The sequence below is a fragment of the Pseudomonas sp. KH_024_B2 genome (assembly GCF_057839965.1).
On sequence record NZ_CM174502.1, the window covers coordinates 4,314,094 to 4,333,792 of the forward strand.

General features: G+C 55.3%; 22 protein-coding genes, 1 tRNA gene and 2 pseudogenes. 11 read left to right on the top strand and 14 right to left on the bottom strand.

Annotated features, from left to right (window positions below; genetic code table 11):
• Nucleotides 1–96: 96 nt before the first annotated feature.
• The 5 genes from AC3I0A_RS20040 to AC3I0A_RS20060 all read left to right on the top strand — a co-directional run bounded on the left by AC3I0A_RS20040 (nucleotide 97) and on the right by AC3I0A_RS20060 (nucleotide 4,750).
• Nucleotides 97–756 carry a carbonic anhydrase gene (locus tag AC3I0A_RS20040; RefSeq protein ID WP_489374095.1) on the top strand — a complete coding sequence of 220 codons (660 nt, stop codon included), beginning with the start codon at nucleotides 97–99 and terminating at the stop codon, nucleotides 754–756.
• A 35-nt stretch (nucleotides 757–791) separates the two neighbouring features.
• Entirely contained in the window at nucleotides 792–1,262 is a 471-nt protein-coding gene (gene cynS, locus AC3I0A_RS20045; protein ID WP_489374096.1) for a cyanase, read from the top strand.
• A 244-nt stretch (nucleotides 1,263–1,506) separates the two neighbouring features.
• The gene (locus AC3I0A_RS20050) at nucleotides 1,507–2,691 is read left to right on the top strand and encodes a cyanate transporter (RefSeq protein ID WP_489374098.1); all 1,185 of its coding nucleotides are present in this window, start codon (nucleotides 1,507–1,509) and stop codon (nucleotides 2,689–2,691) included.
• A 16-nt stretch (nucleotides 2,692–2,707) separates the two neighbouring features.
• On the top strand, nucleotides 2,708–3,619 hold the full coding sequence (locus AC3I0A_RS20055) for a DMT family transporter (RefSeq protein ID WP_489374100.1): 912 nt from the start codon (nucleotides 2,708–2,710) through the stop codon (nucleotides 3,617–3,619).
• A gap of 195 nt (nucleotides 3,620–3,814) precedes the next feature.
• On the top strand, nucleotides 3,815–4,750 hold the full coding sequence (locus AC3I0A_RS20060; protein ID WP_489374102.1) for a LysR family transcriptional regulator: 936 nt from the start codon (nucleotides 3,815–3,817) through the stop codon (nucleotides 4,748–4,750).
• A 17-nt stretch (nucleotides 4,751–4,767) separates the two neighbouring features.
• Here the strand turns inward: AC3I0A_RS20060 and AC3I0A_RS20065 are convergent, their stop codons facing one another.
• Nucleotides 4,768–5,133 carry a 5-carboxymethyl-2-hydroxymuconate Delta-isomerase gene (locus AC3I0A_RS20065; protein WP_489374103.1) on the bottom strand — a complete coding sequence of 122 codons (366 nt, stop codon included), beginning with the start codon at nucleotides 5,131–5,133 and terminating at the stop codon, nucleotides 4,768–4,770.
• 63 nt (nucleotides 5,134–5,196) lie between these two features.
• Nucleotides 5,197–6,135 carry a LysR substrate-binding domain-containing protein gene (locus AC3I0A_RS20070; protein ID WP_489374104.1) on the bottom strand — a complete coding sequence of 313 codons (939 nt, stop codon included), beginning with the start codon at nucleotides 6,133–6,135 and terminating at the stop codon, nucleotides 5,197–5,199.
• A 294-nt stretch (nucleotides 6,136–6,429) separates the two neighbouring features.
• Here AC3I0A_RS20070 and AC3I0A_RS20075 point away from each other — a divergent pair, with 294 nt between their 5' ends.
• The gene (locus AC3I0A_RS20075; RefSeq protein ID WP_489374106.1) at nucleotides 6,430–6,645 is read left to right on the top strand and encodes a hypothetical protein; all 216 of its coding nucleotides are present in this window, start codon (nucleotides 6,430–6,432) and stop codon (nucleotides 6,643–6,645) included.
• Between the two features lie 46 nt (nucleotides 6,646–6,691).
• Here the strand turns inward: AC3I0A_RS20075 and AC3I0A_RS20080 are convergent, their stop codons facing one another.
• The 5 genes and pseudogenes from AC3I0A_RS20080 to AC3I0A_RS20100 form a co-directional block, all read right to left on the bottom strand.
• Complete coding sequence (locus AC3I0A_RS20080) at nucleotides 6,692–7,087, bottom strand: GtrA family protein (RefSeq protein ID WP_489374108.1); 396 nt, start codon at nucleotides 7,085–7,087, stop codon at nucleotides 6,692–6,694.
• A gap of 28 nt (nucleotides 7,088–7,115) precedes the next feature.
• Complete coding sequence (locus AC3I0A_RS20085) at nucleotides 7,116–7,826, bottom strand: class I SAM-dependent methyltransferase (protein WP_489374110.1); 711 nt, start codon at nucleotides 7,824–7,826, stop codon at nucleotides 7,116–7,118.
• Between the two features lie 2 nt (nucleotides 7,827–7,828).
• Nucleotides 7,829–8,014, bottom strand: a pseudogene (locus AC3I0A_RS20090) (glycosyltransferase); the annotation flags it as partial.
• A gap of 56 nt (nucleotides 8,015–8,070) precedes the next feature.
• On the bottom strand, nucleotides 8,071–8,622 hold the full coding sequence (locus tag AC3I0A_RS20095; RefSeq protein WP_489374112.1) for a GNAT family N-acetyltransferase: 552 nt from the start codon (nucleotides 8,620–8,622) through the stop codon (nucleotides 8,071–8,073).
• A complete protein-coding gene (locus AC3I0A_RS20100) occupies nucleotides 8,594–8,899 on the bottom strand; it encodes a type II toxin-antitoxin system TacA family antitoxin (RefSeq protein WP_489374114.1) in 306 nt (101 codons plus the stop codon). Before AC3I0A_RS20100 ends, AC3I0A_RS20095 begins: the two co-directional genes overlap by 29 nt.
• 444 nt (nucleotides 8,900–9,343) lie before the next feature.
• On the opposite strand from AC3I0A_RS20100, the pseudogene AC3I0A_RS20105 reads away from it, so the two are divergent.
• Together AC3I0A_RS20105 and AC3I0A_RS20110 are read left to right on the top strand one after the other, a co-directional pair.
• Nucleotides 9,344–9,663, top strand: a pseudogene (locus AC3I0A_RS20105) (type II toxin-antitoxin system RelE/ParE family toxin).
• Nucleotides 9,664–9,665: 2 nt separating this feature from the next.
• On the top strand, nucleotides 9,666–9,953 hold the full coding sequence (locus AC3I0A_RS20110) for a helix-turn-helix domain-containing protein (protein WP_489374116.1): 288 nt from the start codon (nucleotides 9,666–9,668) through the stop codon (nucleotides 9,951–9,953).
• Nucleotides 9,954–10,401: 448 nt separating this feature from the next.
• On the opposite strand, the gene AC3I0A_RS20115 is transcribed toward AC3I0A_RS20110, so the two are convergent.
• Both AC3I0A_RS20115 and ltrA read right to left on the bottom strand, forming a co-directional pair.
• Nucleotides 10,402–10,869 carry a hypothetical protein gene (locus AC3I0A_RS20115; RefSeq protein WP_489374117.1) on the bottom strand — a complete coding sequence of 156 codons (468 nt, stop codon included), beginning with the start codon at nucleotides 10,867–10,869 and terminating at the stop codon, nucleotides 10,402–10,404.
• Nucleotides 10,870–11,502: 633 nt separating this feature from the next.
• A complete protein-coding gene (ltrA, locus tag AC3I0A_RS20120; RefSeq protein ID WP_489374119.1) occupies nucleotides 11,503–12,780 on the bottom strand; it encodes a group II intron reverse transcriptase/maturase in 1,278 nt (425 codons plus the stop codon).
• 662 nt (nucleotides 12,781–13,442) lie between these two features.
• Here ltrA and tnpB point away from each other — a divergent pair.
• From tnpB to AC3I0A_RS20135, 3 genes are all read left to right on the top strand, one after another.
• Nucleotides 13,443–13,802: an IS66 family insertion sequence element accessory protein TnpB gene (gene tnpB / locus AC3I0A_RS20125; protein ID WP_489374120.1), complete on the top strand. Its 360-nt coding sequence runs from the start codon at nucleotides 13,443–13,445 to the stop codon at nucleotides 13,800–13,802.
• Nucleotides 13,803–13,820: 18 nt separating this feature from the next.
• Nucleotides 13,821–15,353, top strand: coding sequence for an IS66 family transposase (tnpC, locus tag AC3I0A_RS20130; protein ID WP_489374122.1), 1,533 nt, complete (start codon nucleotides 13,821–13,823; stop codon nucleotides 15,351–15,353).
• A gap of 67 nt (nucleotides 15,354–15,420) precedes the next feature.
• The gene (locus tag AC3I0A_RS20135) at nucleotides 15,421–15,681 is read left to right on the top strand and encodes a DUF6429 family protein (protein WP_489374123.1); all 261 of its coding nucleotides are present in this window, start codon (nucleotides 15,421–15,423) and stop codon (nucleotides 15,679–15,681) included.
• A 265-nt stretch (nucleotides 15,682–15,946) separates the two neighbouring features.
• On the opposite strand, the gene darG is transcribed toward AC3I0A_RS20135, so the two are convergent.
• The 5 genes from darG to AC3I0A_RS20160 all read right to left on the bottom strand — a co-directional run bounded on the left by darG (nucleotide 15,947) and on the right by AC3I0A_RS20160 (nucleotide 19,695).
• Nucleotides 15,947–17,035, bottom strand: coding sequence for a type II toxin-antitoxin system antitoxin DNA ADP-ribosyl glycohydrolase DarG (gene darG, locus AC3I0A_RS20140; protein ID WP_489374125.1), 1,089 nt, complete (start codon nucleotides 17,033–17,035; stop codon nucleotides 15,947–15,949).
• On the bottom strand, nucleotides 17,019–17,639 hold the full coding sequence (gene darT, locus AC3I0A_RS20145; RefSeq protein ID WP_489374127.1) for a type II toxin-antitoxin system toxin DNA ADP-ribosyl transferase DarT: 621 nt from the start codon (nucleotides 17,637–17,639) through the stop codon (nucleotides 17,019–17,021). Before darT ends, darG begins: the two co-directional genes overlap by 17 nt.
• Nucleotides 17,640–18,024: 385 nt before the next feature.
• Nucleotides 18,025–18,114, bottom strand: a tRNA-Ser gene (locus AC3I0A_RS20150).
• 83 nt (nucleotides 18,115–18,197) lie between these two features.
• A complete protein-coding gene (gene purC, locus AC3I0A_RS20155) occupies nucleotides 18,198–18,908 on the bottom strand; it encodes a phosphoribosylaminoimidazolesuccinocarboxamide synthase (RefSeq protein ID WP_489374128.1) in 711 nt (236 codons plus the stop codon).
• Nucleotides 18,909–18,936: 28 nt separating this feature from the next.
• Nucleotides 18,937–19,695 (bottom strand): MBL fold metallo-hydrolase, encoded by a 759-nt coding sequence (locus AC3I0A_RS20160; RefSeq protein ID WP_489374129.1) that lies wholly within the window; start codon nucleotides 19,693–19,695, stop codon nucleotides 18,937–18,939.
• Between the last annotated feature and the right edge of the window lie 4 nt (nucleotides 19,696–19,699).

The following is a 19,699-nucleotide window of genomic DNA, read 5'->3' on the forward strand; positions in this document are numbered from 1 at the left end:
ATAGGCATGACTTATGGAAACAATAATAGATCGGTCTTGGACGCTATAGTTGAAAACTTTCATCCTTGCCCCATCAGCGACGCAAGGAGAACCACCATGCAAGACATCATCGACGGCTTCCTCAAGTTCCAGCGTGACGCCTTTCCAGAGCGCAGCGAACTGTTCAAACAGCTCGCCACCACCCAAAGCCCCGGCACCTTGTTCGTCACCTGCTCCGACAGCCGCGTGGTCCCGGAACTGCTGACCCAGCAAGAACCCGGCGACATGTTCGTGATCCGCAACGCCGGCAACATTGTCCCCTCCTACGGCCCGGAGCCGGGTGGCGTGTCGGCCACCGTGGAATATGCAGTCGCCGTGCTCGGCGTCAGCGACATCGTGATCTGCGGCCATTCCGACTGCGGCGCGATGACCGCCATTGCCACCTGCAAATGCCTCGACCACTTACCGGCAGTCGCCAACTGGCTGCGCCACGCCGAGTCGGCCAAGGTGATCAACGCCTCTCGTACTCACGCATCAACCCAAGACCGGCTGGATTCGCTGGTACGGGAAAACGTCATCGCCCAACTGGCCAACCTCAAGACCCACCCCTCGGTCGCTCTGGCCCTGGAGCAGGGTCGACTGAACCTGCACGGCTGGGTCTATGACATCGAAAGCGGCTGCATCGCCTCGCTGGACGGCACCAGCCAACGCTTCGTCTCGCTCGCCGAACACCCGAAGACCTGTGCCCTGTCCACCAAACCGCAACACGCCGCCTAACCGATATTTCTTACATCACCCAAGAGGAAATCATCATGCTGCAATCCCAATTCACTCAAGCCCCACGCCTGGCCCTGGCCGATACCATCATCGACGCCAAGGCCCGCAAGAACCTGTCGTGGCAGGACCTGACGGACGGCACCGGCCTGAGCCTGGCCTTCGTTACCGCCGCCCTGCTCGGTCAACACCCGCTGCCGGCGGAAGCTGCCGAGGTGGTCTGCAAAAAACTCGACCTGGACCAGGACGCCAGCCGCCTGCTGCAAAGCGTGCCATTGCGCGGCAGTATCCAGGGCGGCATCCCGACCGACCCGACCATCTACCGTTTCCATGAAATGCTGCAAGTCTACGGCTCGACGCTCAAGGCCTTGGTCCACGAACAGTTCGGCGACGGCATCATCAGCGCCATCAACTTCAAACTGGACATCAAAAAAGTCGAAGATCCGGACGGCGGTTCCCGGGCGGTGATCACCCTGGATGGCAAGTACTTGCCGACCAGGCCGTTCTGATTCAAAAGCCACTGTCTGCGGAGAAATCGGCGCGAGCCTTTAGACCGCCTTCGCGGGCAAGCCCGCTCCCACAGAATCAGCGCAACCTGTGGGAAGGGTCGGGCGCCGCTTCGCTTGCCCGCGAAGAACAATGACGCGGTTGACCTGATAAACCATCTAATTTCCAAATACCCCAAGTGACTTTCTGAGTTGCCGAACCCTATCCAAAACCGCCTAATTCCCCCTTGTCATTCAAGGTCTGGTTATGGAAAACGTTCGTGCTGCAAGCCGTCCCGCCGTCTGGCTAATGGTCAGCGTGATTCTGCTGGCGCTGAACTTGCGACCGTCGATGGCCGCTGTCGGGCCATTGCTCTCGGCGATTCGCGGGGATGTTGCACTGAGCTTCAGCCTGGCGTCGCTGCTGACCATGTTGCCGGTCATGGCCATGGGCCTGGCGATGTTCTTTGGTATGCGTATTAGCCAACGCCTTGGCGAACACCGCACGGTGGTTCTGTCGCTGCTGATCATCGGTCTGGCGAGCGTTTCGCGGCTGTTTCTCGACTCCGCGGTGGAGTTGATTCTCAGCGCGGTGCTCGCGGGAATCGGGATCGCGCTGATTCAGGTGCTGATGCCAGCACTGATCAAATCCCGCTTCAGTGCAAACGTCTCGCTGTTCATGGGTTTGTACGTTACTTCGATCATGGGCGGTGCGGCCATCGCAGCTTCATTTGCCCCACTGGTGGTGCTGCAAACCGGCAGTTGGCGAATGGGTCTGGCGATCTGGGCAGCGCTGGCATTGCTGGCCCTGCTGCCCTGGTATGCCCAACGCTCGACCCTGTTGGCACCGCCGCAGACTTCGCAACGCAAGGAGTCATTTTTCGGCAATCCCCGAGCCTGGCTGCTGGCGATTTTCTTCGGGCTGGGTACCGCGTCCTACACTTGCGTACTCGCCTGGCTCGCTCCGTACTACGTCGAAAAAGGCTGGAGTGAACAAAGCGCTGGACTGCTGCTAGGTTTTTTGACGGCCATGGAAGTGTTGTCCGGGTTGGTGACACCCGCCATTGCCAACCGCAGCCGGGACAAACGTCTGGTGTTGGTGGTGCTGCTGACATTGATCATGGCGGGCTTCTGCGGCCTGATTCTCAGCCCGCAGCACTTGAGTCTGTTGTGGCCGTGCTTGTTAGGGCTGGGTATCGGCGGGCTGTTCCCGATGAGCCTGATCGTCTCTCTCGATCACCTGGAAAACCCGCAACGAGCCGGCACTCTCACCGCTTTTGTACAAGGCGTCGGCTACCTGATAGCAGGACTTTCGCCGCTGATTGCCGGGATGATTCGCGATCAGTCGGGCAGCTTCGAGTGGGCCTGGTGGTCACTCACCGCCGTAATGGCCGTGATGATGGTCATGGTCCTGCGCTTTGACCCGCGACATTATGCCAAACACCTCCATTGACTCGCAGGTAGCGCACATGAAAAACCTCAGTTTCGCTGCGGCAAACGCCGGTATGCTGCTTTGGGCACTGTTGATCGCCGCTTCGTTTTTTGCTGCCGCACAGGTCAGTCAAGCCATCGACCCGATTCTCCTGACCGGTCTGCGGCTGCTGTTTTCAGCCTTGATGTTTCTGCCGATGCTGCTGCTCAAAGGCACCACGCCCATGACCGCTCGCGGCTTGCTCAGCCATGCAGTCCTCGGGTTGTTGCTGGCGGTGTATTTCGGTTCGCTGTTCGAAGCCTTGCGCTACACCTCTGCGGCCAATACCGGAACGATGTTCACCCTCGTGCCCTTGATGAGTCTGCTGTTCGAAGCCTTCCTGCTGCCCAATAACAGCTTGAAAAACCGCTGGCTGCCCATGCTGATCGCAGCGGTCGGCGCGCTGCTGCTGATTCTCAAAGGCACAGGACCAGGCGAATTGCCGTCGCTCTATGCCGTTGCGGTGTATGGCTTTGGCTGTCTGGCGATGGCCTTTTACTCACCCCTGAGCCAGCGACTCAAAGATCACAGTCTTAAAGGTCGCGGCCCGGTGGCCATGACCTTCTGGAATATGTTGTTCGGCTCGCTGTTTCTGTTTGTGTTCTGCCTGTTCAGCGGCGGCTGGCGCACCGGCTCGCTATTGGCGGTCAGTGATGTGTTGTGGCTGGTCTACCTCGCGCTGTTCGCCACACTGGCTACTTTCTGGCTGCTGCATCGGGCGATCGGGGTCATTGCTCCGTCCACGGTAATTTCCTACGTTTACCTGAGCACGCTGTTCATCACCCTCTTCCATTGGTTATGGCTCAGGCAACAACCGCCGCTGATGGAATTCATCGGCGCGCTGCTGGTGGGGATCGGCATGCTGGCGCTGGTTATCTCCAGCCGACGCCCGGAACCTGCGACGGCGTAAGATCAGCCGCAGATTGTTGAGGGCATTTGACGATATGATTGGCGATTGAATGCGCAGGTCGTGTCACCTACAGGTTGTGCCCCACATCCGACAATGAAACCTCCTACGGGGTATTCTCCTGGGACTATCGTTCCGTTACCCTTTCACGGATAGGTTGCGCTCAACCAGCGCAAGGAGTTCATCGAGACGGAACTGATGCTGAACAGCAACTTGCTTAGAAAGCTCGACATGCAGGACCTCATGGTGTTTATCGCCGTGTATGAACAACGCAGCGTCACTGGCGTGGCTGAATCCCTCTGCGTCAGCCAGTCCACCGTCAGTTATTGCCTGAAAAAGCTGCGCACCGGCTTCGAAGACGAGTTGTTCATCAACACTCGAACGGGTATGCATCCGACCTGCAAAGCCAGCACCATGTACGGGCATGTACTAAAGATTCTTGAAAGCATCAACCTCTGCCATTCCGGTGTTCAAGCCTTCGATCCGACCCAGAAAGCCGTGACCTTCAACATTTGCGCGCCGGAATATTTCGAGCTGTTGATTCTACCGCGGTTATTGAGAAACTTCGATTTCGCCGACCTGCCGGTGATCATCAATGTGCACAAACTCGAAACCGATATTCCCGCCGATGAACTGCGCGACGGCAGCCTTGATCTGGTGATTTGCTTCGGCCCCGACTTTCACCACAGCCACAAAGACTTCAAATCCCGGATGCTGGTTGAAGACGATCTGGTCTGTGTCTTCGATAAACGCGCAACCCCGATGGAGCCGCGCTTGAGCCTGCAGTCGTTCGTTGAACGTCGTCACGTGTTCCCCACGCCCTGGACGTCCAATACCAACATGGTCGACGGCTGGCTGACCCGCCAGGCGCATAAACGGCAGATTGTCGCGCGGTCCAACAGCTACAGTGCGGCTCTGAAGATGATCACCGGCACTGACTTCATCCTGACACTGCCGCGGCGGATTCAAACGCTGCTGGCCAATGCCGCGGTGTTCAGCCATTGCGAAGCACCGAGCGGCTTGCCCGGATTCACCCTCGACATGCAGTGGAACGAAGCCAGCGATCAGGACAGCGCCAATACCTGGCTTCGTGAGCAAGTGGTCAAGGTCTGCGCGGAACAGGGTTTGCTCTGAACCCAAGGCCTCGCCGGTCAGTGGCCGATAGCGGTCTTGGTGTAAGACTCACGATCAATATCCAGAATCTCCGCGCACAACTGCACTTCTACATCGGCCGGCCACTCACACAGATCCTGCAGCACGGCCAACAGGCTTTGCGACAACTGTTTCTTGATCTCGGCCGAACGGCCACTCAACAGCGCCAGCTTCACATGCACAAAAGCCCGCTCGCCCAAGCCGGTGCCCACCCTGAAGGCGCCCACCTGCACTGCCCGGCTCTTGATATCGAACTCCGCCGCAAACTGCCCGGAAGCCACCAACGCATGGTTGAGTCGCAACAACGCCTTGTCGGCATCGAGCGCTGGCAGGTTGGGGGTGTATTCCATATGCAGGTGAGGCATTGGGTGCTCCTGATCGATTGAAGGAAAGTTCGTAGATATAACACAGCGGCGCAGACCATGGTTTCAGAGCGGCTTGAGGTTCTCTAAATCAGACAAACCATGCTCACTCATAAACGCTTCCAGGCGCAAACGCAGCCAACGCTCGGCCGGATCGGCATCAACGTGACTCAACCAGACCATGGACAGGTCCAGCGTCGGTGTCTTGAACGGGAACGGCTCGTTGAACAATTGACCTGAAACGGCCATGGCGGCGCCCGCGTAATCCGGCAAGCTGGCGATCATGTCAGTGCCGGCGAGCAATGCCGGCAAGGAGCTGTATTGCGGCACGGACAGCACCACATGGCGCGTGCGGCCGATTTCCGCCAGCCATTCATCCGCGAAGCCGCTGACATTGGCCGTGTGAGAAACCAGCACATGCGGCCGTGAGCAGTATTCATCCAGGGTCAGCGGGGCTTCAGAGGCGTCCGCGCGCAACACGCTGGGATGAATATGCCTGAGCAATTTGCGTTTGGCATTGGCCGGCAGGCCGCGGGTCTGGCTGATCCCGACGGTGATGTCGCCGGATGCCAGCAAGTCCGGGATACGCCAGTAATCGACGTGCTGGACGACAAACACCACTTTCGGCGCCTCTTGGCGCAGCGCACGCAATAACGGCGGCAGCAAACCGAACTCGACATCATCGGACAAACCGATGCGAAAGGTCATGGTGCTGCTGGCGGGATCAAAGTTGTGGGTCAGACTCAGCGCGACCGACAACGAATCCAGCGCCGGCGACAGGTGCCGAATGATCTCCTCTGCCCTCGCCGTCGGCTCCATGCGATGACCGACCCGGATGAACAGCGGATCGTTGAACAGCGTGCGCAAACGATTGAGCGCCGAACTGATGGTGGGTTGCCCGAGAAACAGCTTCTCCGCCACCCGCGTCACATTACGCTCCAGCATCAGGGTTTCGAACACGACCATCAGATTGATGTCGGCCTTGCGCAGTTCATTGCGATTCATCTGCTGCACCCAGTCTCAAAGACGGAGCACAGTTTAGGGAGGAGTGAGGACCGGCGTCTATGCACAGAGGCTACGGCCCTTGCCGCACGATTGGATCCGAACCACCGATAAACCGGATACGCAGGGGCGGTTATTCGTTTAAAAAACCGACGATCACGTCCTGCTTCGTACAGTCATTTGCTTTTTTCAGGCCGCGTCTGGCAAGGCAGTCGAACGCCATTAAGCTGTGGATGGCTTGGGGTCAAAACGACTGCCGCCCCGAAAACCACCTATAACCCTATAAGGAAATTATTCATGGCTAGAGACAAAGCAAAAGACGACCTGTATTTCAACTGCAGCCAGCCTCACGAAAAATCTTATGTCGCCAACCTCTATCCAGGCGCTACGGACAAAGTCGAAGAGTTTCTAACCTTCGCTTGTAAAACCAATGCCATCCGTAATTCGACGCATAAGGAAGTCTATGCGTTGATCCATAAAAAACCGGGTCTTGAAACACCTCCGGTGAAGTAATGTGATGCAAAGCTGCTCATGACAGATGAGCAGCTTTCGACACCCGTCATCGATACGTCCAGAAGTTATGCAGCACAAAGGTGAACGCCGGAATGGTCAACGCCACCGCCCCGATCCCCAGCAAGTAATGAAGCCCGGCCATTTGGGCGGCCCAGGCCACCAGCATCGCCAAGAAGAAACCGGCACCCGACACCAGCAGAAAACGCAGCAGCGTTCGGCCGTGCAATCGGCTGGAAAAACTCCAGGTGGTGTTCAGCACGTAGGAAACCACGGTCGCAACGGCGAACGCCACGCCATTGGCCAAGGGCGGCAGGGGCAACACATAGTTGATGAACAGCACGGCAACCAGGGCATGAAGGGCCGTGACGAACAACCCCGTCACGGCAAAACGCATGGCTCGTTTGATCAAGGCCGACTTGTCGGCGCCGGTCTCCCGGCTCATCGCCGGTCACTCAGGCAGCGATGTGACGTCACGGCTTCTGCGCCAGACAGAACACCGTCAGACCGGCCAGCCGGTTCGCGCCCATGAAAGGCAGCTCGATGCTGCACAACGTCTTCAACAGTGTATTGACCACAGGATGATGTCGTTTGAGTTGCGAGCGCGGTGGCGACGCTTGTGCACCTTTTGACAGCAGCCGCAGGGTTGCAGCGATTGGGAAAACCAGGCCGAAGTAGTAAGCCCCCTGCTTGACCGTCAAACCTGCGTCTTTGGCCACCGTTTCCAGTTGCGCCAAGGTGTAGCGACGCTTGTGTTCGAGAAAATCATCGTGCCCGCTCCAGAGGAACTGGAACGCAGGCACCGTTATCAGGAAACGACTGCCGGACGGGACTTTGTCGACGTAGGCCTTGAGCAATCCGACGTCGTCATCGACATGCTCCAGCACATCCATCAGCAGCACCAGATCGGCATCCACTGACTCGATCGATCGGCGATAGTGCACCGGTTTGCCCGCGGTTGTGGCGTCCGAGTCCGCCGCATAACTGATGTCCACGCACCAGGCCTCGCTGGCAGGCGTATGGGTCAGCAGATGATGGGAAAAAAAACCCGAGCCGGCGCCAACATCGAGAATCTTGCCGATCCGCGCATCACCCAGCAGACGCCTGGTGGCGGCGGCTTTTGAACGGTAGTACCAATGCTGCTCGATGCTTGAACCGAGGATGTCGGTTTCCTTGAGATCCATGGTCAGTCCTTGGCGTTGTAGACGCGACGCACCAGGTAAACCGGGCGGCGTTTTGATTCGATGTAGGTTCGGCCCAGGTATTCGCCCAGCACCCCGATACCAATCAGTTGCAGGCCGCCCAAAAAGGTCACGGCGACCATGAGCGAAGCGTAGCCGGGCAGATCGATACCGGAGATCAATGTCCGCAACCATTCAACAGGCCATCACCGTGGAGTCAGTTACGCTGACTGGAATGCCATTTGAGCTACTCTGCCGTCTCAATAATCGCCCGCAAAACGGGTTCGATGCTGATGAGCATAGGGGTACTTCCCCTGATATCTGGCCCGCTCAGCGCTTGAAACCCTAAAGACTCATAATATGAAACGGCATTCGGCGCCGCATCCAGGTACAGACCTTTGATAGGCACCTCTCGGTGAACCTTGACTGCCTGGATGAACGTATGTCTCAGGATTTCCTGACCGATGCCAAGCCCCTGATATCGGCGATCCACACCAAACATCACCATGCGTACGACGGAAAGCTGAGACGGCAGGTTGGATTTTTTGATAACGGACTTTGCCAGGGTCTTATCAATATGCCCCAGCGTGAGCGTACCAAAGCCGACGACTTCACTCGCCGAGCTGATGGCACCAATACCCCGAATGTTTTCGCTCTTCAAGGCACGCTTCAAATTGCTTTTGTAGTACTCGTCCATCATGACAAGCCCACAATCGAAATCTTTCAAATACTGGTAAGACTCGAAACGGGCCTGCAAATTATTGTCGATTTCATAGGCCGGAATCGCTGTTGTCCCCATGCTTCCCTCTCATCAGGTTCAGTAGCCCAGGCGTCGGCGTCGAATCCTCGTTAAGGATCTCCAGGGCGCGGGCATAGGCTTGTTCCGACACTTCGATGCGCCGATGTTTCTCCATCACCTCTTCGGCCTTTTCAAAGGCAGACGAAATAATGAAAGAGGTCATATCAAGCCCCGAGATTGAAGCAGCCTTGCGGATGAACTCTTTAGCGACATCCGTGGTTTTGAGCTCAAGCCGAGCATTTTTTGGCGCTTTGAGTATTTCGTTAATTTCTAACATAAGGTGTACCCGTTCAGAGTGTGCTCTGAGTGTCATTTTGTTGCAGTACCGCGCTTCAGCAGCCTGGTTATGTTCATGAGCTGCGCTCAATCCTGGTCATCCAGCGGAATTTCGAACCATGTACGGATACTAGCCGTACAGCCATGGACAGTCAATTTACATCCGTACAAGAGCCGTACCCCGGTAATCAGATGCCCTGGATTCGACCCCCTTCTTGACTTCTCGCAGACCGCTACAAGCCATGAAAACAAGGAAAATCACACACTCTTCAAGGCCTACTCCGGCTTATAGCGGGCCCAGGCGGTGGGATCTTTGCTGGATGGCATATTTATCGTCCTCCCGCATCTCAAGCATTGCTTAAAAACTGGTTACAACTGACCGGATGCACGCCAATCAGTGTGGGATTAGCATTGCCCAAAAGTAAGCCATTGGCGTACATTATCCATGATTTTCATTGAGACCCCAATCTTCACCCGCCGAGCCAAAGAGCTGATGGATGATGACGTCCACATCGCCTTGCAGAAGGTGCTGGTGCTGGTGCTGAACCCTTCGGCTGGCGATGTGATCGAAGGCACAGGTGGAATTCGTAAAATTCGAGTCGCGGCCAAAGGCCACGGCAAACGAGGCGGAGCTCGAGTGATCTATTACCACTTTGTCTCGGATTCGCAGATTGCGTTGTTAATGATCTACCCAAAAAATGAACAGCAGACCTGACCGCCGATGAACGCAAAGCGTTGAAGGCCGTCATCGAACATTGGAGATAACCATGAGCAAATTTTTTGATGAGCTGATGGAAAGCGTGCAGCGGATGGACGAGATCGTACGAGGTGAACGTCAGCCCTCCCGCGAATTCCATGTCGATGCGCTACAAGTCAAAGAAATTCGGAAAGCGACCGGTTTGACGCAGGCCAAATTCGCAGCCTTGATTGACGTACAACTGGGCACTCTGCGCAACTGGGAGCAAGGCCGTCGCGATCCGACAGGGCCAGCTAAAGCACTCCTCAAAGCCATTCATAATGACCCTGTAAATGTGTTGAACGCATTGGCTGGGTGAATCATCGAGAACAGATTTCTTGGCGCAGAACAAACAACCTGGCAACGTTCTACCCCTGAACGGAAAATCAGCAAAGCGGAAAAATCGGGCGTCCACTTCAGCAAGAAGTGGGCGCGATATTGGAGCAAGGTTGACGTAACCCCTCCAGACAAACGGTCAAGCGGTACGCCTCTCAACCCGCCTCGACAACGCCTCCATCACCCGCTCATGCAACCGCTGCACCCAGTTGCGATACGTCCGATTCGCCGACGCCTCCAGCCCCATCAAACGCATCTGTTCAGCCACCGATTCCCGCTCCCGAAAAGGGGACGGATTTATTTACGTCGGAGCGAGGTCTCGCATCTTGGTTAGAAAATAAATCCGTCCCCTTTTGTCCCATAGGGCGGAATGTATCGAGGTAACCACCCATTCGCATTTTCCATAGCAGGTATGCATTCGAATCGACTTATCAGTCAATTTCGCTCTTGAGCGATTGAAGTGCATGGTGAATATCTTCCAGCCAGTTTGTTTCCAAGACATCGAATGCATGTACAAACACGTTTGCCGCGCCACGGTCGAAAATGCCTCGACTTGCAACATTCTTGTGAAGCAAGACCAGCGTTGGCAGGTCCAGCATCAAAGACATGGTCGTTTCAATCTGGTTCCACTCAGTGGGCAAGTTGAGGTTCTTCTCGATAGGCACATGTTTGACGTTGCCGCTGTGCATGAAAATTTGGGGAAGCCCGAGCACGATAGTGCACTGACACTTTTGCATTAGTCGGCGAACATCTTCAAATGGAGAGCGTAGCGGTACCTGGCTCTTGCCAATGGTGTTTGCTTTGAATCCAGAGTCTTTGAGCAGTTGGTAGAATGGCTCAAGCTTTTTCTCAATCACTGGAGGAGCCCAGTTTGGGCGGGAAATGAAAGTCTCTATCACTGTGACTCCTAACGTTTAGCTCAGGCAAGGACGGAGAGCGTAGCACGGAGAATTCGGAGATAGGCGATCTTGTTTCCAAGCACAATGGGAGGGATGGCAACCACAGATGAATGCTCGAAGCTAATACCATGACATATCCCGTGCCAAGCAAGCACGCACACTCCCTAACCACATCACTTAAGGATGACCACCATGCCAGACAATACAGATGCCAACATATCGCCACCGTTGGAATCCCCAAGCAGTGAAGCGTGCCTAGTTAATATTTCTGCAACAAACTAAGCAGCCCCATTGCGTACAGCAGGTTTTGACTTCCTACTTGGAAGGTTTGTGTGTCGGTAGCGTTGGATGCTTAGGCTTGTTTTCAGGGTTTACGTGACGCCGTCTGTCATCTTTGCCGTCGTCTCGTGCTGGTTTTGGTCCGGGCTTGATATCAGTAAACATGCGCTGTCCTTATCGTTGGGAGTGTTGGTTCTTCCGTTGGTGAATGAGTATCCGGGCTGAAACGCCCCATCCCCGCAAGAACAAATAGCGGCAATCGGCCATAAGTCAAGATAGGCAAAGACTTGATTTCTGGTCGCGGTAGGAATGGCAGTCACCTGCCACCCCCCGCACAGATTCGTACGTGCGGAATTACCGCATACGGCTCCTGCCTTGGGTTTTGACGCCGAAGCGGGTTATGGGATGCGGATGCATTGGTAGCTCTCTTGGATAGGCTATGAATAGCCGGGCCAACGTAGTCATGCGTTCCCAGTTCAGACGGTGCCGCTGACTTCGCCGTTTAAGAGCATGCCTCCACGCACCGATCACTTCACGGCGAAAGGCATCCAGTCGCCGTGTGTTACCGGGTACGTGATAGTAGTTGCAGTAACCTTTAAACAGACGGCTCAACCATTGTCCGATTACCGGGACGGGCTCATGCCTGCACTTGTGTAACTGCGCCCGTATCTCCCTGATTGTCGTTCTCATACGCTTGGCGATGGTCACGCGTCTAACCACAAACATCCCGTTCTTGGTTTGATCACAGATATGCGTGAACCCGAGAAAATCGAAAGTTTCCGGTTTTCCTTCTCCGCGCTTCTTGCGATCTTCGATCGCGAACCAGCCAAACCGTAGCAACCGTGTTTTCTCTGGATGCAGTGTCAGGTTGAACTGAGCTAGTCGAGCCTCCAACGCCTGGCGAAAACTCCATGCATCTTCATGCTTTTCAAACCCAAGCACACTGTCGTCTGCGTACCGCACAGCAATCATCTGACCTCGTGCAGTACGCTCGCGCCATTGCCTGATCCACAAGTCCATCACGTAGTGCAGGTAGATGTTGGCAAGCAACGGTGAAATGGGCGCACCTTGCGGCGTGCCCTGCTTCGCAGGAATGCGCTTTCCATTTTCGAGAACACCTGTGCGCAACCATCGAGCTATCAGCGCTAACATTCGCCTATCCGCAATTCGGTGTTGCAGGAAGCACATCATCCATTCGTGATCGATGGTGTCAAAGAACGCTCGAATATCCACGTCCAATATCCAACGAACACGCGAGTTCTGTATTCCTACCGATAACGCATCCAATGCATCGTGTTGCCCTCGACCTGGGCGAAAACCATACGAGAGTCCGAGAAAGTTCTGCTCATAAATTGCGTTGAGCACTTGCACGACTGCGGTCTGGACGATCTTGTCTTCCAATGCGGTTACGCCCAGCGGGCGCTCGCTACCATCTGCCTTTGGGATAAACACCCGCCGAACAGGCTGGGCGCGATAGCGGCCACTGTGCACTTTGTCGTGTAAGGCTGTCAGCCTTGTGAGCAGACCTTGCTCGTACTCTCGCCACGATAGACCATCCACACCACTGGCCGCGTCTCGCTTGAGATTGTAGAAACTCTCGTGCAATAGCTCGACCGTCACGTGGTGCAGCAAGCTCGTGAACTTTACCCGGCGATCTCGCCGAGCTGCTTGACGTACAGCGAGCAACCCTGACAACGCACTTGTCCGGCTCTGCGTCCGGGGTGCGGAAGGCTGTTCGCTGTTCCCCTTGGCTAACTCCCTTTCCTCCATCGTCTCCGCTGAGCAAAACCCATTGTTCGACAACTTCTCAGGTACTACGGAGTTATCCGACTTCTCATCCGCGTAGACGGCAGGCTTTGGGCTTGTGACCTTTCCTGCCCCGTCTGGCTTGTCACGACCAGACACGGGTGAGATCTCCCAGCTTCCGTACAGTTGACTTCCCAGCATGCTCAGGGTCTACGACCGCGCAGGGCGTGAAACATGGCTTGCGATTATCGTCATGCACACTGTGGCCTTCCGCTTCGCTTAACAGCGTCGGCGCCCTGGACTCATGATTTCGCGGCTCAATGGCTGGCCTGCTGGTTTCCCCTGCCAACGCTTCGCCGTACACCTCACGGTGCACAACGCATGACTCGGGGTCGAGGTGTTTCGCCATAACTTCTCTCGTAGGGACTTTCACCCTTTATCAACTGCCAGCTTGGCTGGCGCACTAAGCGCTCCATGAACCCCACATTCAAAGCCGCCACCTGATCCGCGATGCTGTGCTCCCGATTCTTTTCCGGAGCCCGCACCTCATGATGCGTCCCGACGCCAAAGTCGAAAAAGTCTATCTGTACCCCAAGCCCGTCGACTTCCGAAAATCCGTCGACGGCCTCGCCGCTCTGGTCGAACTGGACATCAAGGTCGCGGTGTTCGACCCCGTGCTTTTCGTCTTCCTCAACAAACCTCGAAACCGCGTGAAGATTTTGTATTGGGAACGCAACGGCTTTTGCCTTTGGCTAAAGCGCCTGGAATCCGAACGCTTCAAAACATCGCCGGATTGTTCGGATGAAGCCATCGTGCTGACGGTTCAAGAACTCAACTGGTTATTGGACGGTTTTGATTTGTGGCGTAATCGACCACATCAAGTTTTGACGCCTCGATTCGTCGCCTGATTCGGTATAATCCAGGGCATGATTTCCATGCCCAAAGACCTTCCTGACGACCCTGTTGTGCTCAAGCAATTGCTTGCGCAGATGCTGAGTGAGCGCGAGTCGGATAAGGGCAAAATCGTTCATCTCGAAGAAGAAAACGCGCTGTTGCGTCAGCGCCTCTTCGGGCGCAAGTCAGAGCAAACAGCCGATCCCGCGACCCCGCAAATGGCCTTGTTCAACGAAGCTGAAAGCGTGGCCGAGTCTGTCGACGAAACGCTGGAAGAAGAGGTCGTAGCGCCGACCAAACAGCGCGGTAAGCGCAAGCCTCTGCCCGCCGATCTTCCGCGTATCGAAGTCATCCACGAACTGCCCGAGCATGAACTGACCTGTGCCTGCGGTTGCCGTAAACACAGCATTGGCGAGGAAATCAGCGAGCAGCTCGAGATCGTGCCGATGCAAATCCGCGTGATCAAACATGTTCGCAAGATCTATGGTTGCCGCGATTGCGAAACCGCACCGGTTACAGCGGACAAGCCTGCTCAATTGATTGAAAAAAGCATGGCCAGCCCCAGTGTCCTGGCAATGCTGCTGACGACCAAATACGTCGATGGCCTGCCACTGCATCGCTTCGAAAAAGTACTCGGTCGCCACGGCATCGATATTCCACGACAAACCTTGGCACGCTGGATTATCCAGTGTGGCGAACACCTGCAACCCTTGCTCAACTTGATGCGCGATCGGCTGCTGGAAAGTCGCGTCATCCACTGCGACGAAACACGCGTGCAAGTGCTGAAAGAGCCTGGTCGAGAACCGAGCAGCCAGTCCTGGATGTGGGTGCAAACCGGCGGACCGCCAAATCAGCCCGTGATCCTTTTTGACTACTCGACCAGCCGGGCGCAGGAGGTGCCGTCGCGCCTGCTCGACGGTTATCGCGGCTACCTGATGACCGACGATTACGCCGGTTATAACGCCTTGGGCGCGCAATCCGGTGTCGAGCGTTTAGGCTGTTGGGCACATGCGCGGCGCAAATTCGTGGAAGCACAGAAGGTGCAGCCCAAAGGCAAGACTGGGCGCGCGGATATCGCGCTGAACTTGATCAATAAGCTGTATGGCATTGAGCGCGACCTTAAAGATAGCGACGACGAACAGCGTCATGCAGGCCGCCATGAAAACAGCTTGCCCGTGTTGGCCCAGTTGAAAAGTTGGCTGGAAAAAACGCAGCCACAAGTGACAGCGCAGAATGCCTTGGGCAAAGCCGTTGGCTACCTGGCAAGCAACTGGAACAAACTTGAGCGGTATGTCGAAGCGGGTTACTTGCCGATCGACAACAACGCCGCCGAGCGCGCGATCCGGCCCTTTGTCATCGGCCGAAAGAACTGGTTGTTCAGCGATACGCCGAAAGGCGCAGCGGCCAGTGCTCAACTTTACAGCTTGGTCGAGACCGCCAAAGCCAACGGCCAGGAGCCCTATGCGTGGCTGCGCCACGCACTTGAGCGCCTGCCAATGGCGTCTTCGGTTGAGGACTACGAAGCACTGCTGCCTTGGAACTGCTCGCCGGTATCGCGTAGTTAAACGCGCTATCCATCTTGAGGTTGGTGGGGGTTTACGGAACTTACTGAATACGAGCGGAGCAACGATCATGGAATACGACGATAGACTGATTGAAGAAGCCGTGCTTGCCCTGTTGGCAACCTTCAGTTTCGATAATGGCAATACTTGGAAAGGGTTCGACTTCGAGACCATGAACCGATTGCATGAACAGGGTTTCATCAGTAATCCGGTGAACAAGAACAAATCGATTTGGTTGACGGCTGAAGGGGTGGAGCGAGGTCGGCAGATAGCCGACCGGTTGTTTGGGGTAAGAACTCAAGTGGAGCATATATCCGACTCGAATACCTGACTTCATACCCCGGCCATACGGTAGGTGGGGTTTATGGATCGCTTACAAATCCAGCGCCCGGCCGATCAGGTAAAGCTCAGGGACCGAACTCAGCAAATCAGGAGGGAGGTAAAGGAGAAGCAACCAAAGCGGCTCAAAATGGCCAGGACGGCCTTAGAGGAGTAGTACTAATGAGTAATACAATCGGAAAAAAGCCCCGTAACTCATTGAGTTACGGGGCTTTTCTATGTATGGCAGAGAAATAGGGCCCAGCCCCGATAAACTACTAGCGGATGCTGCTTCGAGATTCAGAATCCCAATTCGTCTTCTTCAGACGATGCCAGGCTCTTTCCAGGTGGGAGGGCTTTAAATAAGCTCTCTTCCGCTCGCTCCAGTCATGTACAGCCCTGATGGCAAGCTCAGGATCATCTTTGGCTCCCGGGGCATTACACATAACCCAATGAACTGTGCTGAGTAGCTCCATTCCATATGGGTCTTCAAATCCATCAATTAGCTCAGCAACCATTTCCATGCGATGCATGGTTTCGACATCTCCGCACAGAAATTGCTCAGCTTCTTCGATAGCGCCCGCCTTTAGCTCCAACGGCTTGGTGGGATCGTCCTGACCGTCTCCGTAGCCATGGATAAAGTGACCATCTAACTTGATCAGTACTTGTCTAAGGTTCTTAGCATATGGGCCATACTGTTTAGCCTCGAACTGTAGCCGAAGTGGCTTCCCACTCTCCTGCAAGAAATACATTAGCTTATGAACTTCTAGCAAACTGACAAATGGATCCAGAAGCCCTTTGAGATAACGATCTATCAAAAGGATCAGTGCGGCACGACCGTCGGTCATCTTGGGACGCTCTGTTGTATTCGGCATTTGTTTTGCTGCGGGCGCACCAGATGGCGGATATAACAGTACCTCAACTTCTGGCAAGACTGAGAATGCCTCTTCAATTGCTGGCTGAACTTCCTCCCATTTAAGGCCGCCCAACCCACAACCAAGTGGAGGAATTGCAATAGACTTGATATGCAATTCATTCACTTTACGAACTAGATCATCAAGGCCGCTTTGAATATTCTCTAGCTTGCTTTTTGACTTCCAATGCCCCTTGGTTGGAAAGTTGATAATCCAGCGCGGCCCACCAACCAACCCGCCAAGATCAAACACATGGACTTTACCGAGCTGAACGGCATCATTCTTGCAAGCGTCCTGGTAGCTTTTGAACATTCCAGGAAACGCCTGCTTGAATTGCAGCGCGATACCTTTACCCATGACACCTTCAGTGTTCACGGTGTTCACCAACGCTTCAGCGGGCGCTGTAAGAAGGTTTCCTTCGCTAAGCTTGATCATATTAGAAGTACCAGTCATTTTTGACTCTCACTTCAGGCTGATGTGTTGAATCGCGCATGATCTTTTGCACTCGCTCAACCGCCGCCTGATTGTGGCAGCCAATAAAATGGATCCCCTGCCAAGGGAATTGCTCCGCCACCAAGAACTCTGACTGCTTTTGGTGCCGTTTTTCTCCCCAGTACTTGGCATTGATTGTGGACCAATCCAAGCCAGCGAGCTTACCAATATCGTTATAAAAGTCTGTGTGGTAAGCACCAGCATTGCCGTCGCTGAAGGCCCATTGCCGTTGAAGCCCGACACCGGTACCGACGGAGCTCACAAGATGCACAATGTCACGTTGACACCCCTGAGGCTTCCCGGTGTTTCCCATGTTGACGGTGTAGAGCATCGGGGTACGGGGACAAAAATAGAAGGGCACAAATTCCCCGACATACCGAGGCCCGCAGCAGTCGACACCTATCTCACGAAGCCTACGAAGCTTGATGTGATCGTAGCCAATGACTGAGTGCTCCCCCGATTGAACCATCACGGCATCTGACTGAAGGCCGGAAGCGATAATCCCAGGGAGATTGGCAATATCTGTAATGTGATAGATCAGTACGTCTTCAGGTCTGGATTTCATAGATCACGCCCGCGTTGGCATCTAGTAGCCAGTCCGCTCGCTGACCGTGACGTCTGTCATTAAGGCGCGAGCCCCGAACTGTCCTTGTTTGGACGCGAATAATATGTGATTTCTGTGCTTACTGCCGAGCTTTTCACCAGCTTACAGACTCAAAGATACGCAGCAGTGAGCCAGCGTGTTAGCCAAGGACGACAGGCCCAACGACACACTGTTTCCGGAGGTCACCATGCAACAAGGGCGAGCGAGCCCAAACAGATTCTTCCCATCCATGCACACCAGCCAGGCCCGTCACTTACGGTGACGCCTCCAAAGTAGTACAAATGAGTAGTACATCAGAAAAGAAAAAACCCCTGTAACTAATTGAATTACAAGGGTTTTCTATGTATGGCGGAGAGATAGGGATTCGAACCCTAGGTACCGGTGAAGGTACAACGGATTTCGAATCCGTCCCATTCGGCCACTCTGGCATCTCTCCAACGGCGCGCATCATAACAGCACCTTTGCCCAAAGCGAAGCCCCTGGGCAAAAAAATTCCGTGCTATCAGTCGCTTGCGTCGATTACAGCGGTACACCCAGACGCTGGGCGACTTCTTCGTAGGCTTCGATCACATCACCGAGGCCCTGGCGGAAGCGGTCTTTGTCCATTTTCTTGCCGGTGGCTTTGTCCCACAGACGGCAGCCGTCCGGGCTGAATTCGTCACCGAGGACGATTTCGCCGTGGAACACGCCGAATTCGAGTTTGAAGTCGACCAGCAGCAGGCCGGCGTCGTCGAACAGTTTGCTCAGGACTTCGTTGACCTTGAGCGACAGTTCTTTCATGCGAACCAGTTGCTCGGCTTTGCCCCAACCGAACGCCACGACGTGGGATTCGTTGATGAACGGGTCGCCCTTGGCGTCGTCCTTGAGGAACAGTTCGAAGGTGTAAGGCTCGAGCTTGAGACCTTCTTCGACGCCCAGGCGCTTGACCAGGCTGCCGGCGGCGTAGTTACGCACGACGCACTCGACCGGGATCATGTCGAGTTTTTTCACCAGGCATTCGTTGTCGCCCAGCAGTTTGTCGAATTGGGTCGGCACGCCGGCTTCTTCGAGTTTCTGCATGATGAAGGCGTTGAACTTGTTGTTCACCATGCCTTTGCGGTCGAGCTGCTCGATACGCTTGCCGTCGAACGCCGAAGTGTCGTTGCGAAACAGCAGGATCAAGCGGTCAGCGTCATCGGTCTTGTAAACCGATTTGGCTTTGCCGCGGTAGAGTTCTTCACGTTTTTCCATGATGGGCTCCGCTTGCTAAGTAGGTGGGCTAGGCGATATGTCGCCAGTCGAGCCCTGAATCTTGATCGGCCAGTTGCAGCCAGTCCGGGTCGCACCCGAGGGTGTCGACAAAACATTGCCGGGCCAGCTGCGGCAGGTTGTTCTTGCTGCTCAGATGGGCCAGGACCAGGTGTTGCAGGTCTTTCCAGCCCAACTCCGCCACCAGGAATGCCGCCTGATGGTTATTCAAATGTCCCAGCTCACCGCCCACCCGTTGCTTGAGAAAGTACGGGTAGTGACCGCGGGCGAGCATGTCGCGGCAATGGTTGGACTCGATCATCAACGCATCGAGATCCCGATAGCCTTCCAGCACCTTGCTGCAATACGAACCCAGATCGGTCAACAGGCCGAAACGCCGCTCGCCGTCACTGAAGACGTACTGCGTCGGCTCCTGCGCATCGTGGGATACTGAGATCACTTTGATGCTCAAGGCACCGACCTGAAGTTGCTCACCACCTGCCACGAAGCCCGCCGGTTCAACGGGTTTGCGCATCCCGCGCAAGGTACCGCGACTGAGGTAGACCGGTAGATTGTAGCGCCGAGACAGCAAACCCACGCCATGCACGTGGTCGGCATGCTCGTGGGTTACCAGTATGGCACTCAGCTGCGTCGGGCTTACACCCAGGCGCAGCAGGCGCCGCTCGGTTTCGCGCAAGGAGAAACCACAATCCACCAGAACGTACGTGTCATTGCGGGCGACAAGCGTGCCATTCCCTTGGCTACCACTGCCGAGAACGGCAAAACGCATGTGA